Annotated in this window: 20 protein-coding genes; 5 read left to right on the forward strand and 15 right to left on the reverse strand. The window is 71.8% G+C overall.

The features are described 5' to 3' along the window. Positions 1-74 precede the first annotated feature (74 nt). A complete protein-coding gene (locus tag AB0P07_RS29595) occupies positions 75-1,781 on the forward strand; it encodes a sensor histidine kinase (protein ID WP_365555926.1) in 1,707 nt (568 codons plus the stop codon). Then, positions 1,778-2,458: a response regulator gene (locus AB0P07_RS29600; RefSeq protein WP_365555928.1), complete on the forward strand. Its 681-nt coding sequence runs from the start codon at positions 1,778-1,780 to the stop codon at positions 2,456-2,458. Before AB0P07_RS29595 ends, AB0P07_RS29600 begins: the two co-directional genes overlap by 4 nt. A gap of 37 nt (positions 2,459-2,495) precedes the next feature. Here the strand turns inward: AB0P07_RS29600 and AB0P07_RS29605 are convergent, their stop codons facing one another. The 3 genes from AB0P07_RS29605 to AB0P07_RS29615 form a co-directional block, all read right to left on the reverse strand. Then, positions 2,496-4,088: a cation acetate symporter gene (locus AB0P07_RS29605; RefSeq protein ID WP_365555930.1), complete on the reverse strand. Its 1,593-nt coding sequence runs from the start codon at positions 4,086-4,088 to the stop codon at positions 2,496-2,498. Further along, on the reverse strand, positions 4,085-4,678 hold the full coding sequence (locus AB0P07_RS29610) for a DUF485 domain-containing protein (RefSeq protein ID WP_365555932.1): 594 nt from the start codon (positions 4,676-4,678) through the stop codon (positions 4,085-4,087). The genes AB0P07_RS29605 and AB0P07_RS29610 overlap by 4 nt, the downstream gene beginning before the upstream one ends. Positions 4,679-4,822: 144 nt before the next feature. Then, on the reverse strand, positions 4,823-6,946 hold the full coding sequence (locus AB0P07_RS29615; RefSeq protein ID WP_365555934.1) for a DNA topoisomerase IV subunit B: 2,124 nt from the start codon (positions 6,944-6,946) through the stop codon (positions 4,823-4,825). 441 nt (positions 6,947-7,387) lie between these two features. Here AB0P07_RS29615 and AB0P07_RS29620 point away from each other — a divergent pair, with 441 nt between their 5' ends. Continuing rightward, positions 7,388-7,618, forward strand: a complete 231-nt coding sequence (locus AB0P07_RS29620) for a hypothetical protein (RefSeq protein ID WP_365555936.1) — start codon at positions 7,388-7,390, stop codon at positions 7,616-7,618. A gap of 112 nt (positions 7,619-7,730) precedes the next feature. On the opposite strand, the gene AB0P07_RS29625 is transcribed toward AB0P07_RS29620, so the two are convergent. From AB0P07_RS29625 to AB0P07_RS29655, 7 genes are all read right to left on the reverse strand, one after another. Beyond that, a complete protein-coding gene (locus tag AB0P07_RS29625) occupies positions 7,731-8,588 on the reverse strand; it encodes a serine protease (RefSeq protein WP_365555938.1) in 858 nt (285 codons plus the stop codon). A 166-nt stretch (positions 8,589-8,754) separates the two neighbouring features. Then, entirely contained in the window at positions 8,755-10,287 is a 1,533-nt protein-coding gene (locus tag AB0P07_RS29630) for an RNA polymerase sigma factor (RefSeq protein WP_365555939.1), read from the reverse strand. Positions 10,288-10,713: 426 nt separating this feature from the next. Then, positions 10,714-11,601, reverse strand: coding sequence for a sporulation transcriptional regulator WhiH (gene whiH / locus AB0P07_RS29635; RefSeq protein WP_365555941.1), 888 nt, complete (start codon positions 11,599-11,601; stop codon positions 10,714-10,716). Positions 11,602-11,762: 161 nt separating this feature from the next. Then, the gene (locus AB0P07_RS29640; protein ID WP_365555943.1) at positions 11,763-13,847 is read right to left on the reverse strand and encodes an ATP-binding cassette domain-containing protein; all 2,085 of its coding nucleotides are present in this window, start codon (positions 13,845-13,847) and stop codon (positions 11,763-11,765) included. Between the two features lie 141 nt (positions 13,848-13,988). Beyond that, positions 13,989-14,747, reverse strand: a complete 759-nt coding sequence (locus AB0P07_RS29645; RefSeq protein ID WP_365555945.1) for an NUDIX hydrolase — start codon at positions 14,745-14,747, stop codon at positions 13,989-13,991. A gap of 43 nt (positions 14,748-14,790) precedes the next feature. Then, entirely contained in the window at positions 14,791-16,359 is a 1,569-nt protein-coding gene (locus AB0P07_RS29650; protein WP_365555947.1) for a DUF4192 domain-containing protein, read from the reverse strand. An 86-nt stretch (positions 16,360-16,445) separates the two neighbouring features. After that, positions 16,446-18,605: a DEAD/DEAH box helicase gene (locus tag AB0P07_RS29655; RefSeq protein WP_365555949.1), complete on the reverse strand. Its 2,160-nt coding sequence runs from the start codon at positions 18,603-18,605 to the stop codon at positions 16,446-16,448. Between the two features lie 286 nt (positions 18,606-18,891). Here AB0P07_RS29655 and AB0P07_RS29660 point away from each other — a divergent pair, with 286 nt between their 5' ends. After that, on the forward strand, positions 18,892-19,506 hold the full coding sequence (locus tag AB0P07_RS29660) for a hypothetical protein (RefSeq protein ID WP_061442161.1): 615 nt from the start codon (positions 18,892-18,894) through the stop codon (positions 19,504-19,506). 295 nt (positions 19,507-19,801) lie between these two features. Here AB0P07_RS29660 and AB0P07_RS29665 read toward each other — a convergent pair whose 3' ends face one another. The 3 genes from AB0P07_RS29665 to AB0P07_RS29675 form a co-directional block, all read right to left on the reverse strand. Then, entirely contained in the window at positions 19,802-20,440 is a 639-nt protein-coding gene (locus AB0P07_RS29665) for a hypothetical protein (RefSeq protein WP_365555951.1), read from the reverse strand. A gap of 68 nt (positions 20,441-20,508) precedes the next feature. Continuing rightward, complete coding sequence (locus AB0P07_RS29670; RefSeq protein ID WP_102927156.1) at positions 20,509-21,210, reverse strand: ribonuclease HII; 702 nt, start codon at positions 21,208-21,210, stop codon at positions 20,509-20,511. Between the two features lie 81 nt (positions 21,211-21,291). Continuing rightward, positions 21,292-21,912, reverse strand: a complete 621-nt coding sequence (locus AB0P07_RS29675) for a TetR/AcrR family transcriptional regulator (RefSeq protein WP_365555954.1) — start codon at positions 21,910-21,912, stop codon at positions 21,292-21,294. A gap of 187 nt (positions 21,913-22,099) precedes the next feature. Here AB0P07_RS29675 and AB0P07_RS29680 point away from each other — a divergent pair, with 187 nt between their 5' ends. Beyond that, a complete protein-coding gene (locus AB0P07_RS29680) occupies positions 22,100-23,647 on the forward strand; it encodes an MFS transporter (RefSeq protein ID WP_365555956.1) in 1,548 nt (515 codons plus the stop codon). Positions 23,648-23,733: 86 nt separating this feature from the next. Here the strand turns inward: AB0P07_RS29680 and AB0P07_RS29685 are convergent, their stop codons facing one another. Then, a complete protein-coding gene (locus AB0P07_RS29685) occupies positions 23,734-24,639 on the reverse strand; it encodes an ADP-ribosylglycohydrolase family protein (RefSeq protein ID WP_365555957.1) in 906 nt (301 codons plus the stop codon). Positions 24,640-24,651: 12 nt separating this feature from the next. Next, entirely contained in the window at positions 24,652-25,311 is a 660-nt protein-coding gene (locus AB0P07_RS29690; protein ID WP_365555959.1) for a histidine phosphatase family protein, read from the reverse strand. Positions 25,312-25,315 lie beyond the last annotated feature (4 nt).

A 25,315-nucleotide genomic window follows, 5' to 3' on the forward strand; every position in this document is an offset into this window, starting at 1 on the left:
GCAGAGCCGCCGGACGGGAGATACACGCCACACCCCGCTACGGCCCGCCGCGGTCCGCACGTACCGTCTTGGCCATGAGCTCCACTCCCCCCGTACGCCGACTGCGCCTGGGCCTGCCGCGACGGGTGTTCTCGCAGGTGCTGCTGATGCAGCTGGCGATCGCCGCGGGCGTCGCCGTACTCGCGACCGGGCTGTTCCTGGCGCCGCTCGGTGACCAGCTGGACGACCAGGCGATGCGCCGGGCGCTGGCGATCGCGCAGACCACCGCGCAGCAACCGCAGGTCGTGCGGGACCTGCGGACCACCCGGCCGGCGGCGGACGGGCCGGTGCAGCAGGAGGCGGAGCGGGTCCGCAGGGCCACCAAGGCGGAGTACGTCGTCGTGATGGACCGCAAGGGGGTGCGCTGGTCGCACACCGACCCGGAGCGGATCGGCCAGGTCGTCTCGACCGATCCGGGGCAGGCCCTGGCGGGACGCGAGGTCATGGAGATCGACAACGGCACCCTGGGCCGTTCCGCCCGCGGGAAGGTGCCCTTGCGCGACAGCGACGGCGCGATCGTGGGTGCGGTCTCGGTGGGCATCGCCTACGACAGCGTCCGGGCGCGGCTGATCCACGCCATCCCCGGCCTCTTCGCGTACGCCGGCGGCGCACTGGCCGTCGGTGCCCTGGCGTCCTGGGTCATCTCGCGCCGGGTGCAGCGGCAGACCCGGGACCTGGCCTTCTCGGACATCGCGGGGCTGCTGGCCGAGCGCGAGGCCATGCTGCACGGCATCCGGGAGGGTGTCGTCGCCCTCGACCGCGAGGGCCGGGTCCGCCTGCTCAACGACGAGGCTCAGCGCCTGCTGGGCATCGGCGGCGAGGCCGTCGGCCGCTTCCCCGGCGAAGCGCTCGGCGCGGGCCGCACGGCCGACGTGCTGGCCGGCCGGGTGACCGGCACCGACCTGCTGACCGTGCGCGGCCAGCGGGTCCTGGTCGCCAACCGGATGCCCACCGACGACGGCGGGGCCGTCGCCACGCTGCGCGACCGCACCGAACTGGAGCAGCTCGGCCGGGAGCTGGACTCCACGCGCGGCCTGATCGACGCCCTGCGCGCGCAGGACCACGAGCACGCCAACCGCATGCACACCCTGCTGGGCCTGCTGGAACTGGAGATGTACGACGACGCCGTGGAGTTCGTCGGCGAGGTGGTCGGCGACCACCGGGTCACCGCGGAACAGATCACCGAGCGGATCCGGGACCCCCTGCTCGCCGCCCTGCTGGTCGGCAAGGCGACCGTCGCGGCCGAACGCGGAGTCGCTCTGTGGGTCTCGGACCGGACGCGGCTGCCCGACCGTCTGGTCGACCCCGGGGGCCTCGTCACCATCGTCGGCAACCTGGTCGACAACGCGCTCGACGCCACCGCCGGGACACCGCACGCGCGCGTGGAGGTCGAACTGCGCACCGAGGGACGCGCCGCCACGCTCACGGTGCGGGACACGGGGCCCGGCATACCGGCGGACCACCGCGAGCTGGTGTTCACGACGGGCTGGTCCACCAAGGAGGCGCCGGCCCACCGCGAGCGCGGCATCGGACTCCCGCTGGTGCGCCGCCTGGCCGAGCGGCAGGGTGGCAGCGCGACCGCCGGCGAGGCGTACGGCGGGGGCGCGGAGTTCGTCGTAGCCCTGCCGGAGGCACTGACGGAACCGGAACCGGTGCCGACACCGGCGACGGGCCCGGGCTCGGGCCCGGAAGCCGCCCCCACCGCCTCTGTGACCACCGCTGCCGAGAAGGAGTCCCGATGATCGAGGTCCTGGTCGTGGACGACGACACGCGGGTCGCGCGCGTCAACGCCGCGTACGTCGAGAAGGTGCCCGGCTTCCATGTCGCCGGTGAGGCGCACAGCGCGCTGGAGGCGCTGGGCGCGACGGAGCGGCTGCCCCGCCTGGACCTGATCCTGCTGGACCACTACCTGCCCGACCGGACCGGCCTGGAGGTCGTCGGGGAGATGCGGCGCAGAGGGCTCCAGACCGACGTCATCATGGTGACGGCCGCCCGGGACGTCTCGACCGTCCAGGCGGCGATGCGCCAGGGCGCTCTCCAGTACCTGGTGAAACCGTTCGCCTTCGCCGGTCTGCGCGCCAAGCTGGAGGCGTACGCGCAGCTGCGCCGCACCCTCGACGGGGGCGGCGAGGCGGAACAGGCCGAGGTCGACCGGATCTTCGGCGCCCTGTCGGCACCCTCCGAGCCCGGGCTGCCCAAGGGGCACTCCCCCACCACCGCCGAACTGGTGCGCCAGTGCCTGCTGCAGGCCGACGGGCCGCTCTCCGCCCAGGAGATCGCCGATCGGACCGGGGTGAGCCGCCAGACCGCCCAGCGCTATCTGAAGCTCCTGGAACGCACCGGGCGGGCCGTACTGACCCTCAAATACGGCGAGGCTGGCCGCCCCGAACACCGCTACGCGTGGGCGACCCGCGCCTGAACCGCTGTTGAGCCCCGGGAGCCCTGGGGCTCCCCCCCTACACGGCCCCCGCCCCGGTCAGCGACCGCACCTCGGTCTCGGCGTGCCTGGCCTCGTCCGGGACCTCCGGGGAGGTGGCCGTGCCGAGCCAGCCGGCGAAGAAGCCCAGCGGGATCGAGACGAGGCCGGGGTTCTGCAGCGGGAAGTACTGGAAGTCGAGGCCGGGGAAGAGTGCCTGCGGGCTGCCGGAGACCACCGGGGACAGCAGCACGAGGACCACGGACGGCACCAGGCCGCCGTAGACCGCCCACACCGCACCCCGGGTGGTGAAGCCGCGCCAGAACAGCGAGTAGAGCAGCACCGGCAGATTGGCGGAGGCGGCCACGGCGAAGGCGAGGCCCACGAGGAAGGCGACGTTGAGGTCGCGGGCGAGCAGGCCCAGCCCGATCGCGACGGCTCCGATGCCGACGGCGGCGACCCGCGCCACGGCGACCTCGCTGCGCGGCTCGGAGCGGCGGCGCCGCAGGGAGGCGTACAGGTCGTGGGCGACGGACGTCGAGGAGGCCAGGGTGATGCCGGCGACCACCGCGAGGATGGTGGCGAACGCGACGGCGGCGACGACGGCGAACAGGACCGTCCCGCCGGTGGACTGCGCGCCGCCGCCCAGGTCCAGGGCGAGCAGCGGCACCGCCGTGTTCCCGGCGGCGTTCGACGCGCGTACGGCGTCCGGACCGACCAGGGCGGCGGCGCCGAAGCCCAGCACGATCGTCATCAGGTAGAAGCCGCCGATGAGGCCGATCGACCAGATGACGGACCGCCGCGCCGCCCGTGCGGTGGGCACGGTGTAGAAGCGGGACAGGATGTGCGGCAGCCCGGCCGTGCCGAGCACCAGGGCGAGCCCCAGGCTGATGAAGTCGAAGCGGGAGACCCAGTCCCCGCCGTAGGCCAGGCCGGGCGCGAGGAACGCGTCGCCGTGGCCACTGCGCTCGGCCGCCGTGCGCAGCAGCCGGTCGACGTCGCCGTGGAAGCGGACCAGGACGAGCGTGGTCAGCGCCACGGTGCCGCCGAGCAGCAGGACCGCCTTGACGATCTGGATCCAGGTGGTGGCGCGCATCCCGCCCAGCGACACGTAGATCACCATGAGGGCGCCGACGCCGATGACGGTCCACGTCCGCGCCGCCTCGCTCGTCCCGCCCAGCAGCAGCGCGACGAGACTGCCCGCGCCCACCATCTGCGCCACCAGGTACAGGACGGAGACGGTGACCGAGGAGGTCCCCGCCGCGATGCGTACCGGCCGCTCCCGCATCCGGGCGGCCACGACGTCGGCGAGGGTGAACCGCCCGCAGTTGCGGACGAGTTCGGCGACGAGGAAGAGGACGACGAGCCAGGCCACCAGGAAGCCCACCGAGTAGAGCATGCCGTCGTAGCCGTAGAGGGCGATGAGCCCCGAGATACCGAGGAAGGACGCGGCCGACATGTAGTCGCCGGAGATGGCAAAACCATTCTCCATCGGCGAGAAGAGGCGGCCGCCCGCGTAGAACTCCTCCGCCGAACCGTGCCGGTGGCGGCCCACCCAGGTGGTGATGGCGAGCGTGACGGCGACGAAGGTGCTGAACAGCAGGAGCGCCAGTGTCTGGTGATCGCCCGTCACGACGCACCGCCTCGCACACCGCGCGTCAGTTCCTGGGTGTCCCAGCGCAGTTCGAGTGCCGCCCGGTCCCTGCGCAGCCTGGCGTGCCGTGCGTAGGCCCAGGTGAGCAGGAAGGTGGTGAGGAACTGGCCGAGGCCGGCGACCATCGCGACGTTCACCGCGCCGGCCACCGGGCGGGCCATCAGGGCGGGAGCCGTCGTGGCGGCCACCACGTAGGCGAGGTACCACAGGAAGAAGGCGGCGACCGCCGGGACCACGAACCCACGGTAGCGGCTGCGGACCTCCTGGAAGGCCGCGCTGCGCTGCACCTCCAGGTACACGTCGGCCGCGGCCCGGGACGGCTCCGCCGCCGGGTCCCGGCGCATCGGCGGCACGGCCGGCTCCGGGGCTCCGGGGCCGGCCGACTCGCCCCAGCCGGAGGCGAGCGCGTCGTACCACGGGTCGTCGTACCGCAGATCCTCGTGCCGATGAGCGTCGTACCGCGGGCCGGGGGCCGTCTCGATGTGGGCCCTGCCCGGCGCGGCGCGGTGGTCGGCCGCGCTTTCGGGACCGCCCCCGGCGCCGCGGGGCCGATCGTTGCTTGACTGCATGCCCAAGGATGGACAGAACGGGAAGATCCCCGACTCTTCTTCCTCGGGCACTTCACCCCATCAGGTGATTCCACCCTGAGAGGTCCCTCTGGCCGGACCGGTCCCGGGTATCGCTCCCGGGCCCGGTTCGGCCGTCGGGCGTGGTCACGCGTCGATGCGCGAGCGGTCCAGCGTCGCGGCCGAGCTGGAGATGAACTCCTTGCGGGGAGCGACGTCGTTACCCATCAGCAGGTCGAAGACCTGCTCGGCGGAGTCCAGATCGGTGAGGTTGATCCGGCGCAGGGTGCGGCGCCGGGGGTCCATGGTGGTCTCCGCCAGCTGGTCGGCGTCCATCTCGCCGAGACCCTTGTAGCGCTGGATGGAGTCCTTGTACCGGATGTTCTTGCTCTGGAACTCCATGAGCTTGTCGCGCAGCTCGCGGTCCGAGTACGTGTAGACGTACTTGTCCTGGCCCTTCTTCGGCTGGATCAGCTCGATGCGGTGCAGCGGCGGCACCGCGGCGAACACCCGGCCCGCCTCCACCATGGGCCGCATGTAGCGGTGGAACAGAGTCAGCAGCAGGGTGCGGATGTGGGAGCCGTCCACATCCGCGTCGGTCATCATGATGATCTTTCCGTAGCGGGCCGCGTCGATGTCGAAGGTACGGCCCGACCCGGCTCCTATGACCTGGATGATCGCCCCGCACTCGGCGTTCTTCAGCATGTCCGTCACGGACGACTTCTGCACGTTGAGGATCTTGCCCCGGATCGGCAGCAGCGCCTGGAACTCGGAGTTCCGGGCGAGCTTGGCCGTGCCCAGCGCGGAGTCGCCCTCGACGATGAACAGCTCGCTGCGGTCGACGTCGTCGCTGCGGCAGTCGGCCAGCTTGGCGGGCAGCGACGAGGATTCCAGGGCCGTCTTGCGGCGCTGGGCGTCCTTGTGCTGGCGCGCGGCGATACGGGTGCGGGCCGCGGCGACGGCCTTCTCCATGACCGTCCGGGCCTGCTGGGCCGCGTCGCGCTTGGTCGAGGTCAGGAACGCCTTCAGTTCCTTGCTGATCACGTTGTTCACGATCCGGCGGGCCGCCGAGGTGCCGAGGACCTCCTTGGTCTGGCCCTCGAACTGCGGCTCGGCGAGCCGGACGGTGACGACCGCCGTCAGTCCCTCCAGGGCGTCGTCCTTGACGATGTCGTCCTCGGCGACGCGCAGCATCTTCTTGGTGCGCAGCACCTCGTTCATCGTCTTGGCCACCGCCTGCTCGAAGCCGGCGACGTGGGTGCCGCCCTTCGGGGTGGCGATGATGTTCACGAACGACCTGAGCGTGGTGTCGTAGCCGGTGCCCCAGCGCAGCGCGACGTCGACGCCGAGGTCGCGGGTGACCTCGGTGGGCGTCATCTGCCCCTCCTCGTCGAGGACGGGGACCGTCTCCTTGAAGGACCCCTGACCACTGAAGCGGAGGGTGTCGCAGACGGGCCGGTCACTGGCCAGGAACTCGCAGAACTCGCTGATGCCTCCGTCGAAGCGGAACGACTCCTCGCCCTTGCTGCCACCGTCACCGAGGCCGAACTCGTCGCGGACGACGATGGTGAGTCCGGGCACCAGGAACGCGGTCTGGCGGGCCCGCTGGTGCAGCGTGTCCAGGGAGAGCTTGGCGTCCTTGAGGAAGATCTGCCGGTCCGCCCAGTACCGCACGCGGGTGCCGTTGCGGCTCTTGGGGATCTTCTTGACCTTGCGCAGCCCGTTCCCGGCGTCGAATCTGGCGTCCGGGCCGGTCTTCGCGAACGTGCCCGGGACCCCGCGGCGGAAGCTGATCGCGTGGGTGTGCCCGCCGCGGTCCACCTCGATGTCCAGGCGTGCGGACAGGGCGTTCACCACGGAGGCGCCGACGCCGTGCAGACCGCCGGAGGCGGCGTAGGAGCCACCGCCGAACTTGCCGCCGGCGTGCAGTTTGGTCATGACGACCTCGACGCCGGACAGGCCGGTCTTGGGCTCGACGTCGACCGGGATGCCCCGGCCGTTGTCCCGGACCTCCACCGAGGCGTCGTCGTGGAGGATCACCTCGATGTGGTCGCAGTAGCCGCCCAGGGCCTCGTCGACGGAGTTGTCGATGATCTCCCACAGGCAGTGCATCAGACCGCGGCTGTCGGTGGATCCGATATACATGCCCGGACGCTTGCGCACGGCCTCGAGCCCCTCGAGGACGAGCAGGTGCCGCGCGGTGTAGTTGGATCCGTCCCGGTCTGCTCCTGCCAGCAGCGCAGTGGACGGCACGGATGTCTCGGCGGTCACGCGGTTCGCTCCTCGCTGAATTTCAGATGGGGCCCCGCTGGGTAAGGGCGTGGCTCGGTTCACCGCTCAGAGGGTACCGAGGCCTGGTAGAGCCGTTGTAACGCCACCCTCGTCGCCCAACCACCCTAGTCCACGGTCGCATGCCTGTTCGATCCCTCGATGGGGTGAAGCACACATCACGTTCCCTTCGAGGCATGAACCATTTAGGCTCCGGGCACGTCCTCATGAACAAACCGGCAACCCAGCCGGCGGGACCGACACTGACCGACCGCGCGAACCCGTACGACACAGAGACACGCACTACGGCACATTCGCCGCCAATCGGCAACAGCCGGCCCCTCGGAAAGTTTTTTTCGAGGAAAAGCCACGAGCGGGAACGTTTTGGGGCTGGTTGGATGTTGACCCTGGTACGACAGCTCGTCGAGCTAGAGAAGAGGCGACGTGACTACTGTTCTGACTTCCGCAAGCCCGCTGACGGCCGCCGATCGCTGCGACCGCTGCGGCGCCCAGGCATACCTGCGCGTCGTCCTGCTGAGCGGCGGAGAACTGCTCTTCTGCGCCCACCACGGTCGCAAGTTCGAGCCGGAACTCAAGAAGATCGCCGCTGAGATACAGGACGAGACGGAGCGGCTGACGGCCGTTCCGGCTTCCTCCGCCGAGGAAGAGGGCTGAATCCAACGCGCCCGACGACGAGCCGAATCGGCACAGGCCGATGAACGGGCGGCCGTCTCCGTGTCCCGGAGGCGGCCGCCCGTACTCGTGTCCGGCGGGCTCTCAGCGGCCGTCAGACGCCCTCGCGCTGCTTCGTGGCCGTGCCGTCCCACCCCAACGTCCGCAGTATCGATGAGACGCGCGTGTACACCCCGGGGCTGCCGGGGCGCCCGCAGCCACTCCCCCAGGACACGAGGCCGATGAGTCTCCCCCGGCCGACCAGCGGCCCCCCGCTGTCCCCCTGACAGGCGTCGCGTCCCCCGGCCTCCTGCCCGGCACAGAGCATGCTGTCCGAGCGATACCGCCCGTCGTCGTTCCCCGGATACGCCCGCTCGCAGGAGGCGTCGGGAAGCACCCGCACCCGGGCCGCGTGCAGGCCGTTCGCGTAGTCCCCGGCGCCCGAGGTGTCGCCCCAGCCGTAGACGAGGGCACCCGTGTCGGGCGTGTACGCGGGGTCACCTTCCGCCGCCATCCCTATGACCGAGTCGGCGGGCAGCGCCTCGGAGAGAGTGAGCACCGCGAAATCGCCGGCGTTGCTGCGGTCGTCGTGCGCCGGGTTCACCCAGACGGAGCGGATGGGGATCTCCTGTCCCCGGTCCGACAGCAGATCGGTCCGGCCGGCGATGACCCGCAGGTCCTCCACCTGTTCCGGCGGCGACCCGAGAACCTCCTCCCCCAGACAGTGGGCCGCCGTGAGCACGGTGGTCCGGCCGACGGCCACTCCCCCGCAGAACTGCCCCGCCCGCGTACCCCCGAACCGGTCACGACTGGACAGGGCGACGGTCCACGGACTGTCGGACACTTCGACCGGAAAGCCTCCGACGACGATGCTGTCGGCGGCCGCGGGGGTGGCGGACCCCAGCGGTATCGCGGTCGCGGCGGCCGCCAGCACCAGCGGCCGGGCCAGTGTCCGGACACAGAGACGACGCATGCGGGCTCCTCACTCCTAGGTGGTCATGAGACACCCAGAGTGATCCAGTACGCGGCCCCGCGCACCCGCTGCCCAGCGCGAAGGCCCGGCTCCGCACCTGGCGGGACCGGGCCTGCGTCGTACGTGCTGTCCGCTCGTACCGTCTGCCTGTACTGCCTGCTGCGACCTAGTCGAGGTAGTCGCGCAGCACCTGGGAGCGCGACGGGTGGCGCAGCTTCGACATGGTCTTCGACTCGATCTGGCGGATGCGCTCACGCGTGACGCCGTACACCTTGCCGATCTCGTCGAGGGTCTTCGGCTGACCGTCGGTGAGACCGAAGCGCATGGAGACGACGCCCGCCTCGCGCTCGGACAGGGTGTCGAGTACGGAGTGCAGCTGCTCCTGCAGGAGGGTGAAGCTGACCGCGTCGGCCGGCACGACCGCCTCGGAGTCCTCGATGAGGTCACCGAACTCGCTGTCGCCGTCCTCGCCCAGCGGGGTGTGCAGCGAGATCGGCTCGCGCCCGTACTTCTGGACCTCGATGACCTTCTCCGGGGTCATGTCGAGCTCCTTGGCCAGCTCCTCCGGGGTGGGCTCGCGGCCCAGGTCCTGGAGCATCTGGCGCTGCACGCGGGCGAGCTTGTTGATGACCTCGACCATGTGCACCGGGATACGGATGGTGCGGGCCTGGTCGGCCATCGCGCGGGTGATCGCCTGACGGATCCACCAGGTGGCGTACGTGGAGAACTTGTAGCCCTTGGTGTAGTCGAACTTCTCCACCGCGCGGATCAGGCCGAGGTTGCCCTCCTGGATGAGGTCCAGGAAGAGCATGCCGCGGCCGGTGTAGCGCTTGGCCAGGGAGACCACCAGACGGAGGTTGGCCTCCAGCAGGTGGTTCTTGGCGCGGCGGCCGTCCTCGGCGATGATCTCCAGCTCGCGCTTGAGCTTGGGCGCCAGCTTGTCGGCGTTCGCCAGCTTGTCCTCGGCGAACAGACCGGCCTCGATGCGCTTGGCGAGCTCGACCTCCTGCTCGGCGTTGAGCAGGGGGACCTTGCCGATCTGCTTGAGGTAGTCCTTGACCGGGTCGGCGGTGGCACCGGCCGCGGCGACCTGCTGGGCCGGCGCGTCGTCCTCGTCGTCGTCGGACAGCACGAAGCCCGCGTTCTCGGTACCCTCGGGCTCCTCCGTCGCGGCCTTCGGCTCCTCGGTCGCCTCGTCCTCGAGAAGCTCGCCGTCTTCCTTCTTGGCGGTCGTCTTCTTGGCCGCCGTCTTCTTGGCGGTCGCCTTCTTCGCGGTCGCCTTCTTGGCGGTCGCCTTCTTGGCCGCCGCCTTCTTGACGGGTGCCTCTTCCTCGGCGGCGGGCTCGGCCGCGGGTGCCGCCGGGGCGGCGGGAGCGGTCGCCTTCCTGCTGGTCACCGTCTTCGCCGCGACCGTCTTCGTGGCGGTGCGCTTGGCGGGACTCTTCGCTGCGACGCTCTTTCGGGTGCGCTTGGGCTCTGCGGCACTGACCATCAGCGTCACACCCTCTTCCTCGAGGATCTGGTTGAGGCTGCGCAGTACGTTCTTCCACTGAGTGGCCGGAATCTGGTCAGCTTCGAAGGCCCGACGCACGTCATCGCCGGCGATCTGCCCCTCAGCCTTTCCCCGCTCAATGAGCGCCATGACAGAGACGGACTCGGCGATCTCCGGCGGGAGCGTACGGGATGTGCTGGCCGACACGAACAACCTCTCGGAACGTTGAAAAACGGCTTCCGGCCCCGTCCACGGCGGACAGGAGCCGACCACCGGCTCGGGAATGGGCCGACGGTGCGGGCGGGCCGGGGAGATGCACAGCGCCGTGAACGGCGTCCGTATTCCTTCCGCGGCTGTCACCTCTTAGGTCATCGTGTTGTTCCCAAGAGCGTTACGCCCAATCCGCGTGGCCCGAGTCACACCCCGTAAGCGATCAAAACCGGTCAGATCCGGATGAACAAGGTCACCAACTCGTGTGCACCGGCCATGCCGGGACGACTCAGCCTCTCATTCGCACCGTCGGACCCCGGGGAACCACGAGAGGCTCCGCGGGGTCCGACGGTGACGGCGTGCCGGCCACTGCCACAGGAGGGGTATGGCGTGCCCGGACCGCGCCGCTGCGGCGGAAGGCGGTCAGTGCTCGCGCGGGGCGGGCACCACGCGTTCCACCTCGGGGTGGACGGTCAGAAGTTGGCGCATGGCCGTCTCGGCCGCCGCGCCGTCGCCGGTGGCGAGGGCGTCGACGATCCTGCCGTGCTGCGCGAGCGACACGTCGTTCGGGCGGTCACAGCCGGTGACCGGGCCGCCGGAGACATGGAGGGCGGCGGAGACGATCCCCGAGAGGTGGTCCAGCATCCGGTTGCCCGCGACCTGGATGAGCAGGGTGTGGAACTCGGCATCGGCACGCGAGAAGGTGAGCGCGTCGCCCTGTCCCATGGCGTGCCCCATGATCCCCACCATGTCGGACAGCCGCTGCTGGACGTCCTCGCGCCCGTGTCCGGCGGCCAGGCGCGCGGCGAGCGGCTCGATCGTCCAGCGCAGCTCGCTCAGCTCCCGGCGCTGGTCGTCGCGCTGCGGCCCGAAGGCACGCCATTCGATGATGTCCGGATCGAGGAGGTTCCAGTCACTCACGGGGCGCACGCGCGTGCCGACGTTCGGGCGGGCGCTGACCAGCCCCTTCGCCTCCAGCACACGAAGGGACTCGCGCACCACGGTGCGGGAGACCTCGAAACGCTGCCCGATCTCCTCGGGCACCAGCGGGCGGTCGGCGCCCAGGTCGCCCGAAACGATCATCTGGCCCAGTTGCTGGACGAGTTGCCCGTGCAACCCGCGGCCACGGTTGCCCGCGGTGCGCCGGCCCACGCGGCCCAGCTCGGGCTCCATCCCTTCCCAGGAGGGCGCTCCGACGCGGTCGACGGCGGGCGTCTCGGCGTACGGGTAGCGGTCGAGTTCGCCCGGGTTCGCGAGGCCGGAGTCGGCGGAACGGGCGGCGGTCATCATGGTGTGCGCAAGGGTACTCACGCATCCTTTGTCGGCGCTGACCCCAACTCCCTTGAGGTCTTTGGTGAAAAGCACACGAAAGGGTGATCGCTCACCCCGTCGCAATTGACGCCTTATCGGAAAGAAATGGGCTTTCCCCGGGGAGTTGCGCACACGGTCGGAACGGAAGGGTGAGACAGGCGTCACCGCATCCTGCTGCGCAGGGTCATGAGCAGATACGCGCAGAGCAGAGCGGTCAGGGACAACGTCATTGCGCCGCCCACGGGTTGGGCGAGCAGACGCAGCGCCTCCGCCACGTACCGCTCGCCCCCGAACGGCCACTGGGTCAGCAGGACCTCGCGCACCCGCATCGGGAAGCCGGCGGCGGTTCGTACGGACGGGCCCTCCCAGACCTTCTGTACGAGCGGTACGACGACGACCGGAACGGCGACCACGGCCGCCAGCCCGGCGGTGGTGGACCGGAAGACACCCGCGGCGAGCACGCCGGCCCATGCGCACCCGACGACGAGCGCGATCCAACCGGCGCCCGGCGCGGGCCAGTCGGCGGGGAACCCCGCGAGTTCGGAGCCGTAGAAGAGCCGCAGCGCCACGGCGTCGCAGCCCACGGTCAGGGCGGCCAGGACCAGTGCGGCGGCCGCGGAGACGAGGAGTTTGGCGGTCAGCAGCCCGATGCGGCGGGGCACGGTCCCGCGGTCGGCCGCGAGGGCGGGGTGGCGGAACTCGTCGCCGAAGGCGAGCGCGCCGAGCAGCCCGGCGCCGAGCGCGGCGGGCGGCAGCGGGAGCTCCCTCGGCCACGCGGCCAGGAGCCGTGCCTGTGGGGTGTGTCCGATCCGGGCGAGGAACACGGCGGTGACGGTGGACACGAGGAGCACGACCGCGCCGGTGACGAAGCCGGTGCCGACGCCCACCGCACGACGAAGCTCGTAACGCAGCGGCCGGAGGGGGCTGGGGGCGGAGCGGACGGAGATGGGGGGCGGGAGCGTGACGGCCGTGTCCGCCGGCTTCGTCGCGCCCGGTGTGAGCGCGCTGAAGAGGCGCGATGCGCGGCCCGGGGCGACGTCGGGGGCGACGGCCCCGGGGGCTCCGGGCGATTCGGGGCCGCTGCCGGGGGTGCCGTCCGGGACGAGGGCCTGACGGGGCCCGGGGGTCCTGCGGCGGGCCGTCCCGGACGCGGGTCCGTCCCTGTCCCCGTCCGGGGCGGGCGCCCGGCGGGGGCCTGCCTGGGGGCGGGCTTCGCGGCGGTGCGGCTGCGGCTGGGCGGCGCCGGAGGGAGACGAGGAGGGGCCGGCGGCCGCGGTGCGGGACGTGTTCGGCGCCCCGTTGACCTGCGCGCGGTCGCCGCCACTGTCCCGCCACTCCTGGTGCCGTGCCGCGGGGACCGCACCGGCCCCGGCGCCCATGTCTCCCACCTCGTCGGCCAGTTGGTGCACGAGGATGCCGTGCCTGAAGGCGGTCTCGCCGATGTCGGCACACGTACTGCCGTACACCGCGAGCCGGTTGCCTCCCTCACGTACCACCTCGACGGAACGGCGGGCCGTGCGCGCCTCCTTGGCCACCAGGGCGGCAAGACGGGCGGCGTGCGGACTGCGGACGGCGACGCGGGGACGCAGCCGGGTGCGGGAGAACTCCGCGGCCTCCTGGTCGGCCACGACCCTGCCCCGCTCCAGCGTGACGACGTGGTCGGCGTTGCGCGCGGCCTCCTTGGGGTCCGCCGTGCTGAACAGGACGGTGCCGCCCTGGGCGGCGTGGGCGCGCAGCGCGCCGTGCAACCGTCGGGCGTCGGGGGCGGAGAGTGCGCCGGCGGGGTCGTCGAAGACCAGGGTGTGCGGGTCGGGAACGAGCGCGCAGGCCAGGCCCAGCCGTCGGTCCATGCCCCTGGAGAGGGTGCCGAGGCGTTCGTCGCGCAGCCCCTCGAGACCGACCGATTCCAGGACCTCGTCGGCCCTGCGGACGGGGACGCCGGCGGCCGCGCACAGCATGCGGAGGTGGCCGCGCACCGTGCGGGCCGGGTGCCCCGGGACGTCGCCCAGCAGCACGCCGACCTCGTGGGAGGGGCGGGCGATGCGGTGCAGGGGGCGGCCTCTGAAGTAGGTGAGACCCCGGCCGTGCTGGAGCTCGAGCATGAGTCTGAGTGCCGTCGTCTTGCCGGCGCCCGATGCTCCGAGCAGCGCGGTGACGCGGCCCGCGGGCGCCTCGAACGAGACGTCGTCGACGGCGGGCGGAAGCTCCTTGCGGGGGTTGCTGGTCAGTCCGAAGGCCTGGATCACCCGTAGCAAGATAGCGTGCGATATCCGGTTTTTCGGGCACCGTACGGCTTACCGGCACGGGCAGGGTCCCGCGTCCTCGATCCCTCGCACACCACGGATCCCTCGCACACCACGCCCGCGGGTCCGGCCCGGACCTCGGCGTCAGACCTCGGGACGGAGCATCGGGGGGTTGAGCAGGGTGGCGCCGCCCGCCCGGAAGAGCTGGGCGGGACGGCCGCCCTGGCGGGTGGTCGTCCCGCCGGTGGGCACGAGGAACCCCGGCGTGCCCGTCACCTTGCGGTGGAAGTTGCGGGGGTCGAGCGCCACGCTCCACACCGCTTCGTAGACCCGGCGCAGCTCGCCGACGGTGAACTCGGGCGGGCAGAAGGCGGTGGCCAGCGACGAGTACTCGATCTTGGAACGGGCTCGCTCCACCCCGTCCGCCAGGATCTGGGCGTGATCGAAGGCGAGCGGCGCAACCGCCTCGCCTGCGTGACCGTAGCCGCTCTGCTCCAGCAGCTCCTCCACCGGCGCCCAGCGGGCGTTGCTGGCGTCACCGCCCGCTCGTGGTGCGGGCAGGTCGGGGGCGAGTGCGAGGTGGGCGACGCTGACCACGCGCATCCGGGGGTCGCGTTCGGGGTCGCCGTAGGTCGCGAGTTGTTCCAGATGGGCACCGTTGTCCTGAGCGGGCGCGGCCGGGTCGTGGGCGCACAGCCCGGTCTCCTCGGCCAGCTCCCGCGCCGCCGCCTGCGCCAGGTCCTCGCCGTCCCGCACGAACCCGCCGGGCAGAGCCCAGCGGCCCTGGAACGGCGGCTCGCCCCTGCGCACCGCCAGCGCGCACAGGGAGTGGCGGCGCACGGTCAGCACGACCAGGTCCACAGTGACGGCGAAGGGCGGAAAGGCTGACGGGTCGTAGGGCATGCGGTGATCATAGTCGTCTTCCTGACGATAAGCACTCCCTTCGTCAACCGCTTCGACCATTGATCCACTCCCTGCCCGCCCGTGTCCGAACGCCCGCCCCGGCGGGCCGTGCGAGGAGATCTCGCGCCAGGTCAAGCCCGTGACGAGGGCCGCGACCACCCGCTTCGGGGGCACTCGCGGCCCCACCGGCCCGGCGCTCTCCCCTGTGCGTCCCCCGGGGGCGCGCGATCGCAGCGCTCGGCTCCTGAGCGTGCGCCCTCGTGCGGCGTCGGGCGCCATGCGCCGAGGGGAGGGTGCGCGAGCGGCGCCGACGGCCGGCCGGCACGCTGGACGAGGGCTCGGCCGGCTCTCGCTCCGGCCGCGTTTCGCCGCGCCCCTCGTCGTCCGGCGCACCGTCGCCCGTGTCCGCGCCGCCCTTTCTGCCCTCGCGCAGACAGCGGCGGATCGACTCGGGGTCGAGGCCCTCGTTGCACGCCTGGTGCAGCAGGCGGGCGAAGAGGTAGTCGGGATCCGCGCCGAGTGCCATGGCCAGTGCTTCCCGTGCCTCCAGCTCGTCACCGGTGGACCAGGCGACCCAGCCCGCGAGGGTGAGGGGCGCGGCCGCGTGTTCGGCGTACGGTCCGGCGCAGCGACGGGCCAGGGCTCGCCACAGGCGCATCGCGGGGGCCGCCTCGTCGCCCTCCATCCACGCGGCCGCGCGGTCACGTGTCGTGCGGTCCTGCAGTCCGAGGATCAACACCGCTGCCTCTTCGTGTCCGAGCAGGTGGTCGTCGCGCAGGTCTTGGGCCGACACCCCGGAGACGGGCGGGGCCCCGGCGAGGCGTCGCATCACCCGCTCCGCCGTGTCCAGCGTCTCCTCGGCCACTTCCGCGCGGCCGTCGGCGTCGAGGATCCGGGAGACCAGCGTCGTGGCGGCCGCGTCCAGGGCCGCCGCCTGTTCGCCCGCCGCCGCGTCCTCCCGGGGAAGCATCCTGGCCCGCAGCTCACGGAGGGAGCCGCGCACCTGGATACCGGCGTAGGTGGCAGCCGCGGCCAGCACCGACGTGCCCGGCAGTCCCATGGGGAGGCCCTCCGCCGGGCAGCAGGCCTCTTCGTCGCAGCAGTACGACCAGAAGCGTCCGGCCGAGATGCACAGCGCCTCCACGACGGGGACGTCGAGGGCTCCGCACTCGACGCGCAGCTTCTGGGCCAGCGGCCGCAGTCGCTCCATCACGTCCCGTCCGGTCTCGCCCGGGCCCGGTTCCCGGCAGAGATAGGCGACCATCTGCTCGGGTCGCACCCCGCGCCGTTCGCCTCCGGTCACCAGACCGTGGACCAGTTGTCCGGCCGCGCCCGCCCAGTCGTCCGGGTTCGCCGGGATGCCGAGTCGCGCGCGACCGCCGAACCGGCCCCGCCCGCCCCTGTCCCGCAGGGCGGCCAGGACGATGCTGTCCTCGGGGCGGTACCCGAGCAGGTACGGCAGGGCGTCGGCGAGTTCGGCGGGGGTGCGCAGGGTGACCTGCTGTTCGTCCCCGGGGGTCTCGAGCGGGACGTGGTCCGCACGACCCGGCTCCGCGGCGTCCGGGATGTCGCCGTTCTCGAAGGATCCAGTCGTTTCGCTGTGGTTCGTCATGGCTCGACGATCTCGCGGATCGACAGGTTCCGCTTTGCCTGTGGACAACTGTCGACAGGGACACATCACCACGCCCCGCGGGCGCCCTATCCGGCCAGGGCGAGGACCAGCGGAAGCACCTGGCCGGCACCGGCCTGACGCAGGAGGCGTGCGCCCACGGCCAGCGTCCAGCCGGAGTCGGTGAAGTCGTCGACGAGCAGGACCGGGCCGGAGATGCCGGCCAGGGCCGTGGCGAGCTCGTCCGGCACGGTGAACGACTCCGCCAGGGCGCGCAGCCGCTGGGCGGAGTTGCTGCGGTGGGCGGCGTAGGCGTCGGCGTGGGAGGTGTGGGCGAGGCTGCCCAGCAGCGGGAGCCTGCCGACCCGTGCCACTCCGCCGGCCAGCGAGGAGACCAGCTGGGGACGGCTGCGGGAGGGCATGGCGACGACGCCCACGGGCCGCGCCACCGCGTCGGGGGAGCCGTCGGCCCAACCGCCCGGGGAGCGGGCCCAGTCGGCCAGCACCGTCACGACGGCGTCCAGCACGTCGTCCGGGACCGGTCCGTCCGCCGCCTGCGCCGACAGGAGCGGGCGCAGCCGGTTGCCCCAGCCGATGTCCGACAGCCTCCCCAGCGCCCGGCCGGTGAGGGCCTGCTGGCCCACCGGAATCCGGCCCTTGAGGTCCATGCCCACCGCGGCGAGCCCGGTCGGCCACATCTTGCGCGGCTCGACCTCCACCCCGGGACGGTCCAGCTCGCCCGTCGCCGCCGCGAGGGCCGCGGACGGGACGGCCGGGTCGAGCCAGGGTCCGGCGCAGGTGTCGCAGCGGCCGCACGGAGCCGCCTTGTCGTCGTCCAGCTGTCGCTGCAGGAACTCCATCCGGCAGCCCGTGGACGCCACGTAGTCCCGCATGGCCTGCTGCTCCGCCTGCCGCTGCCGGGCCACCCACGCGTACCGCTCCGCGTCGTACGTCCACGGCCGGCCCGTGGCGGCCCAGCCGCCCTTCACCCGCTTGACCGCGCCGTCCACGTCCAGGACCTTGAGCATCGTCTCCAGCCGCGACCGCCGGAGATCCACCAAGGGTTCGAGTGCCGGAAGCGACATCGGCCGCCCCGCGTCCTCCAGCACCGCCAGCGTGCGCCGCACCTGCTCCTCCGGCGGGAAGCCCACCGAGGCGAAGTAGGCCCAGATCGCCTCGTCCTCCCGCCCCGGCAGCAGCAGGACGTCCGCATGGTCCACGCCGCGCCCCGCACGTCCGACCTGCTGGTAGTACGCGATGGGCGACGAGGGCGACCCCAGGTGCACGACGAACCCCAGATCGGGCTTGTCGAAGCCCATGCCGAGCGCCGACGTCGCCACGAGCGCCTTCACCCGGTTCGCCAGCAGGTCCTCCTCTGCCTGAAGCCGGTCGGCGTTCTCCGTCTTCCCCGTGTAGGAGGCCACCGGATGCCCGCGCTGTCGCAGGAACGACGCGACCTCCTCGGCCGCCGCCACCGTCAGCGTGTAGATGATCCCGGAGCCGGGCAGATCCCCCAGCCGCTCCCCCAGCCACGCGAGCCGGTGCGCCGCGTCCGGCAGCTCGAGCACGCCCAGCCGCAGGCTCTCCCGGTCGAGCGGCCCGCGCAGCACCAGGGCGTCCCCGCCGCCCGTGCCCAGCTGCTCCGCCACATCGGCCGTGACCCGCGCGTTGGCGGTCGCCGTGGTGGCCAGCACCGGCACCCCGGCCGGCAGCTCGGCCAGCATGGTGCGCAGCCGACGGTAGTCGGGGCGGAAGTCGTGGCCCCAGTCGGAGATGCAGTGCGCCTCGTCCACCACGAGCAGACCGGTCGTGGCCGCGAGCCTCGGCAGTACCTGATCCCGGAAGTCCACGGAATTGAGGCGTTCCGGGCTCACGAGGAGGACGTCGGTCTCCCCCCGCTCGACCTCCCCGTAGATCGCTTCCCACTCCTCCGGGTTGGCCGAGTTGATCGTGCGCGCCCGGATCCCCGCCCGCGCGGCCGACTCGACCTGGTTGCGCATCAGCGCCAGCAGCGGCGAGACGATCACGGTGGGGCCTGCGCCCCGCCGGCGGAGCAGCGCGGTGGCGACGAAGTACACGGCCGACTTTCCCCAGCCGGTGCGCTGCACCACGAGGGCGCGCCGGTGCTCCTCCACCAGGGCCGCCACCGCCTGCCACTGGTCCTCGCGCAGCCGTGCCGTGCCCTCGCGATCACCGACCAGCTCGGCGAGGACGGCGTCGGCTTCGGTACGGAGTTCCTCGTGGTCCATGCCCCCATGCAACCCGATGGCACTGACAATCGGCGAATCGGAGACGGGCACGACGCGTGCCGCGTCCCATGCGTCGCCCGGCGGCGCTCCGGGTAGGGATATAGAGCGCACATCAGCCGATATGGGGCCTCGGTCTCAATTGCTCGTTGCCGCATCCCAGTTCGACAGGAAGAATCGAAGTCCGCTCCCCGCACGGCCCTCCGTGATCCGGCAGGGCTTGGCTGCGGTGCGTGCTCCCCGAATCCGACCCTGCCCGCAGTGTGGGCGCGTAGCCGAAGGGAGGAACGTGACCTTCGGATTCGCTCCGTCCTCGGCGGCCTCGTTTTCGTCGTCCGCCGTTTCCGCCACTCGCATGCTCGAACCGGCGGAGTGGGCCGCCGCCGGGATCCCGCTGCTGCGCAATCCTCGGGAGGTCGTCAGCGGGCTGCACTCCCGACACCGGCCGGAACCGGCGACAGCGGTCGTGGCCGTGCTCGACCCGGACGAACGACTGCGCGCCAGCGCCTCGTTCACCAGCCGCCGGTCCCCCGCCGACGGCTGGATGTTCCGCAACGCGCTGCTCTCCCAGCTGCGCCGCGTCATCCCGCACGACCTGCGGCGCCGCACGCCGGTGCGCACCGCCGTACTGCTCTACTGCCGTGAGGGCGACGCGCGTTGGACGCAGGAGGACGGCGCCTGGATGTGGGGGCTGCGGGACGCGTGCACGCTGCACGGACTGCGCTGCGGCGCGTACATCACGCTGACCCGGGACGGCTGGCAGGTGCTCGGCGAGGGCCGCGGCGGGCGCCGGCCCAACGCGGCGTCGGTGCCGGAGCCCTTCGCCACGGCGGAGGCGCCGCCTCCGCCACCCCGCACCGGCGGTGTCGCCTCGGACGTGTTGCGCCGCGCCGCGGCCCGCTGAGCACCCCGGCGGCGAGGAGCAGGGGACCACGACGGGCCCATCCGAGCGGTGACACGGCTCGCCCCCGATCCGGCCGGCGTGCGACCGGATCGGGGTGCGCCGGAACCGGCGACACCCGCACGCCGCCCGTCCCGCGGCGGCCGGCGCGCATCCACCGGCTCAGCTCGTCGGTCCGAGCCGGTGCGGGCACGGAGGGACGTCAGGTGCGCGCGGCCCGCGGGAGCGCGCCGTGCGGGGGCCGCGGCCCGGCACTTTCCGTGACGCGCCGCAGGCCGCCGCACTCGGTGGAACGGGCTCAGACGCCCGCGCCCAGCACCGAGTTGATCCGCTGCGGGTCGCCGCAGACGATCAGCAGGGCGCCGGCCCGGGAGTGGGCCACGGTCAGGGCGGTGACGGCGGCGGCCTCGGGGCCGCCGTTGAGTGCGACCACGACCACGGCCCGCGACGCGGCACGGTCCGCGACGGCGGCGTCGGCGTAGAAGACGTCGTCGCCCGCGTCGTGCTGTGCCCAGTAGGCGGCATCGCCGAAGGACAGTTCGTGGGCCGCCCACGGGTGGGGGTCGCCGGTGGTGATCACCAGCACGTCACCGGGGGTGCGGCCCGAGTCCAGCAGCAGGTCGACGGCCTCTTCGGCGGCGTCGAGCGCGCCGTCCGGCGTGGCCGGGATCAGCTGGATCTGCGCGGCGGCCGGGGCGGCGGGAGCGGCCGGAACAGCCGGACCCACGGGGCCGGGTTTGGCCGCGGCCGTGTCGCGCGACGTGCGTTGGGCCGGCGGAGCCGGGCGCACCGGGCCGGGACGGCCGGGGCGCGGCGGTGCCGCGGGACGGGGGCCGGGTACGGGGCGGGGGGTCGGCGCGGTGCGGCCACTGGCCGGAGTGGCGCGGGGACCCTGGGCCTTCTCGTGAATCTGAGGCTCCTCGGGAATGAGAGGCATGAGCTGATGTTTATCAAACGTTGGTGCGGCTCGCGTCGGCGGGTGGCACATGCCTGCGGGCCGAACCGTCAGAAATCGAAGCCGAGCTGACCCTCGATTTCCGGAGCGCTTCCGTCCACCCAACTGCGGACCTTCTTGAGGTGCCGCCACTGGGGCAGCGCATCAAGATACGCCCACGACAACCGGTGGTGCGGGGTGGGGCCCCGCTCCTCCAGTGCGGCCTTGTGCACGGGCGACGGATACCCGGCGTTGTCCGCAAAACCGAAGTCTGCATGGTCGACACCCAGTTCGGCCATCATTTTGTCGCGCTGGACCTTGGCGAGCACCGAGGCCGCCGCGACGGCGACGCAGGACTGATCGCCCTTGATCACCGTCCGAACCTGCCAAGGGGCCCCGAGATAGTCGTGTTTGCCGTCGAGGATGACGGCTTCGGGGCGGACCGGCAGGGCCTCCAGGGCCCGCACCGCCGCCAGCCGCAGCGCGGCCGTCATGCCCAGCGCGTCGATCTCCTCCGGAGAGGCGTGCCCCAGGGCGTACGACGTGACCCAGGTATGCAACTCCACGGCGAGCTCGGTGCGTCGCTTGACGGTGAGCAGCTTGGAGTCGGTCAGACCGGCCGGGGGCCGCCGCAGTCCCGTGACCGCGGCGCAGACGGTGACCGGACCGGCCCACGCGCCGCGCCCCACCTCGTCGACACCGGCAATGATCTTCGCTCCGGTCGTGGCGCGAAGGGAGCGCTCGACGGTGTGAGTAGGTGGTTCGTACGGCATGGCGCCCCTAGCCTACGCCGCTGCGTTCCCCGTGCGACACCCCGGTTCCCCGATCGGCTCAGACCACGTCGGCGGCCCGGTTCAGGGAGCGTCGGGACGCAGCAGCGGGACCATCAACTGGTCGATCATTTCCTCGAGCTCGGCGTCCGTCCATTCACTTGCACAAATCTTCGAGCGGTACATCATCATCGCCGGGATGGCGTCGAAGACATATCCGTTGGCCGCGTCGCGACGGACCTCTCCCCGCTCCATTCCACGGTTGATGACCTCGCAGATCATCGTGAGGGTCGGTTCCACCACCCCCTTGATGATCACCGCATGGAAGCGTTCTGCCTGCATGCTGTCGCATTCGTGAATCACCGAACGAAGTGCGAATCCGGGTCGGGAGAACATCGCGTCGCGCGCCCTGCGACACAGCTCCAGCAGGTCCTCGCGCACACTCCCGAGGTCGGGGACCGTGTCGAAGTCCGGCAGCCCGGACAGCAGCGCGTCCGCGACGAGATCCTCCTTGGAGGGCCAGCGCCGATAGACGGCCGCCTTGCCGGTCTGCGCACCGGCGGCCACACCTTCCATCGTCAGGCCGTTCCAGCCGACGGTGCCGAGCTGGTCCAGCGCGGCCTCGAGGATGGCGCGTTCCAGGACCGCGCCACGCCGACGGGAGGGCGTCTGGGCGGAGGCGGCCGCCCAGTGCGAAGCAACCATGTCGGAGGTCTCCAAAAAACGGTGAAAACGAACATTCGGGGACGAGATGCGTCTCGCGTGGCCGCAACGGGGGATCGGACGCGCGACACCTCAGCAAGTGAACGGTTGCGTTCACTGTCGCCGGGTCACTAACGTTGAAGCAACAGTGAACGCGAGCGTTCACTAATTCATTCGTGGGGGACACACAGTGACAACCTCTTCTCTGATCGAAGACCAGAAGCCGGGAGCGGCCCGCCGGGAGGGACATCCCGGCATCGCACTCGCCGTCATCGCGGCCTGTCAACTCATGGTCGTACTCGATGCGACGATTGTGAACATCGCGCTCCCGCACATTCAAAACGCGCTCGAGTTCAGCACCACCGATCTCACCTGGGTCGTCAGCGCCTACACGCTCACCTTCGGCGGCCTGCTCCTGCTCGGCGGCCGAGCCGGTGACATCCTCGGCAGGCGTCGGGTCTTCATGACCGGCATCCTGCTGTTCACCTTCGCCTCGCTGCTCGGCGGCTTCGCCCAGGAACCCTGGCAGCTGCTGGCGGCGCGGGTCCTGCAGGGCATGGGAGGCGCGATCGCGTCGCCCACGTCGCTGGCCCTCATCACCACCACCTTCCCCGAGGGACCGGAGCGCAACCGGGCCTTCGGCGTCTTCGCCGCCGTCTCGGCGGGTGGCGGCGCCATCGGCCTGCTGGCGGGCGGCATGCTCACCGAGTGGCTCGACTGGCGTTGGGTGCTCTTCGTCAACGTGCCGATCGGTGTGCTGATCGCCGTGCTCGCACCGCTCTACATCAGCGAGTCCGAACGCCACTCCGGCCGCTTCGACATAGCCGGGGCGGTGACCTCCACCGCGGGCATGGCCTCTCTCGTCTACGGCTTCATCCGGGCCGCGGACGAGGGCTGGCGGGACAACCTGACCATCGGCTCGTTCGCGGCCGCGGCGGTCCTGCTGCTGGCCTTCGTCCTCATCGAACAGCGGGCCAAGGAACCGATCACCCCGCTGAAGATGTTCGCCGACCGCAACCGCTCCGGCACGTACGTGATCATGCTGAGCCTGGCCGCTGCGATGTTCGGCATGTTCTTCTACATCGTGCTGTTCGTGCAGAACGTGCTCGGCTACACGCCCATCGAGGCCGGCCTGGCCTTCCTGCCGGTCACAGTGGTGATCGCGCTCGGTGCGGGCCTGTCGCAGCGGTTCCTTCCCGTCTTCGGCCCGAAGCCGTTCATGATCGCGGGTTCCACGCTCGCCGCGGTCGGGCTCGGCTGGCAGGCCCTCATCAGCGCCGACAGCTCGTACGTCGGCGGCATTCTGGGGCCGATGCTGATCTTCGGCTTCGGCATGGGCCTGAACTTCGTGACGCTGACCCTGACCGCGGTCTCCGGGGTCGCCCAGCACGAGGCGGGCGCGGCGTCGGGGTTGCTCAACGCGATGCAGCAGGTGGGCGGATCGATCGGTCTCGCCATCCTGACGACGGTCTTCGGCACGGCCGGCAAGAACGAGGCGGAGAAGCAGGTACCGGACTTCCTCACCAATGGATCACCGGAGCAGAAGGCGGAGTTCGCCCAGACGCACCAGCTGCCCGCCCCGTGGTCGCACGACGTGCTGGCGCAGGGCATCTCGGCCGCCTTCGTCCCGGCCGCCGCCATGGCCGTACTCGCCCTGGCCACGGCGTGGCTGGTGATCCGGGTACGCAAGAACGACCTGGAGGCCCTGTCCGGCTCGGCGGGTCCGGGCATGGGCTGATCCCACGACACCGCGGGCCGGGCGGAAGCCAGCGGCGGGCGCCCAGCACGCTCGCCGGGGCCCGCCCGGCCGGCTCGCGGATCCGGTCAGGCGCCCGCCGTCATCCAGGCGGGCAGCGCCTCGACCCGTCCCGCCCACTCGGCGGGGGGCGCTCCGCCCTTGCCCGCCGCGACCACACCGCCCACGATGGCGCAGGTCGTGTCCACGTCTCCGCCGACCTGCGCGGTCGTCCAGAACGCGGTCTCGTACTCCCCGAGGGCGCGGGCCGCGGACCAGAGGGCGAAGGGAACCGTGTCGTGCGCGGTCGTACGCCGGCCGCAGCCCAGGACCGCCGCGACCGTGGCCGCGTCGCCGTAGTCGAGCATGTCCCGGGCACGACGCAGTCCGGCGCCCACCGCGCTCTTCGGTACGAGCGCGATCACCCCGTCGAGGAGCGCGTGCGCCGGGGGCGGACCGGCCGGATCGGCGGCCAGGGCCGCGGCCGCCGCGACGGCCATGGCCCCGACCACCGCCTCACGGTGCTGGTGCGTCGGGTAGGCGGAGATCTCCGCCTGATGGGTCGCCTGTTCCGGATCATCCGCGTACCAGGCACCCAGCGGGGCGATGCGCATGGCGGCGCCGTTTCCCCAGGAGCCCTGGCCGTTGAAGAGTGCCGCGGCCAGCTCGCGCCAGTCGCCGCCTTCCCGGACCAGCCGCAGCAGCCGGTTGACCGCAGGGCCGTAGCCCCGGTCGAAGTCGTGGTGGTGGGCGAAGGAGAGCGCCAGCGCATCCTGGTCGATGCGGTGGTGGGCGGCCAGGACGGAGACCACGGAACAGGCCATTTCCGTGTCGTCCGTCCACTGCCAGGTGCCGGGCGGCAGCTCACGGCGTCCCAGCAGCGGATAGTTCGCGGGAACGAAGAACTGTGAGCCCAGCGCGTCCCCCACCGACAGTCCGCGCAGGCTGGAAAGGGCGCGGTCCAGGCGCCCGTCGGAAGAAGAATGAGCGGTCATCGCCCTGCCACTCTATCCGGTGATCCCGTACGGTTCCGGATCTCGCCAGCGTTCGAAGGGCCGGTCAAGGGTGTACTTGCCGTCCTCACCGAGAACGAGCATCCGCATCTCGGCGTTCCCGGGGTTGGACAGCGACTCGAACTCCGCGACCGTCCAGTGGAACCACCTCATGCAGAACAGCCGCATGGCGAGTCCGTGGGTCACCAGGAGCACGTTCGGCGGGTGGTCGGGGTCCTCGAAGCTGCGGAACAGGCTCTCCAGGAAGTTGCCGACGCGGTCGTACACGTCGGCGCCGGACTCGCCCTGGGCGAAGCGGTAGAAGAAGTGCCCGTAGGCGTTGCGGTAGGCCTTCTGGAGCCGGACGTCGTCGCGGTCCTGCCAGTTGCCCCAGTCCTGTTCGCGCAGCCGGGGCTCCTCGCGGATCCGTATCAGGTCCGGTTCGAGGTGGAAGGCCTGGAGAGTCTCGTGGGTGCGGCGGTACGGCGAGACGTACACGCTGACCCGCTCGCGGCCGAACACCTCGCGCAGCGCCTTGCCGGTCTCCGCTGCCTGCGCCCGGCCCCGGTCCGTGAGGGCCAGCGCGTGGTCGGGTTCGCGCTCGTACACGGTGTCATCGACGTTGCCGGTCGACTCGCCGTGCCGGACAAGAACGATGCGCCGTGGTCGTGCCATGCCA

Source organism: Streptomyces sp. NPDC085944, from assembly GCF_040686295.1.
Taxonomy (GTDB): Bacteria; Actinomycetota; Actinomycetes; order Streptomycetales; family Streptomycetaceae; genus Streptomyces; species Streptomyces salinarius.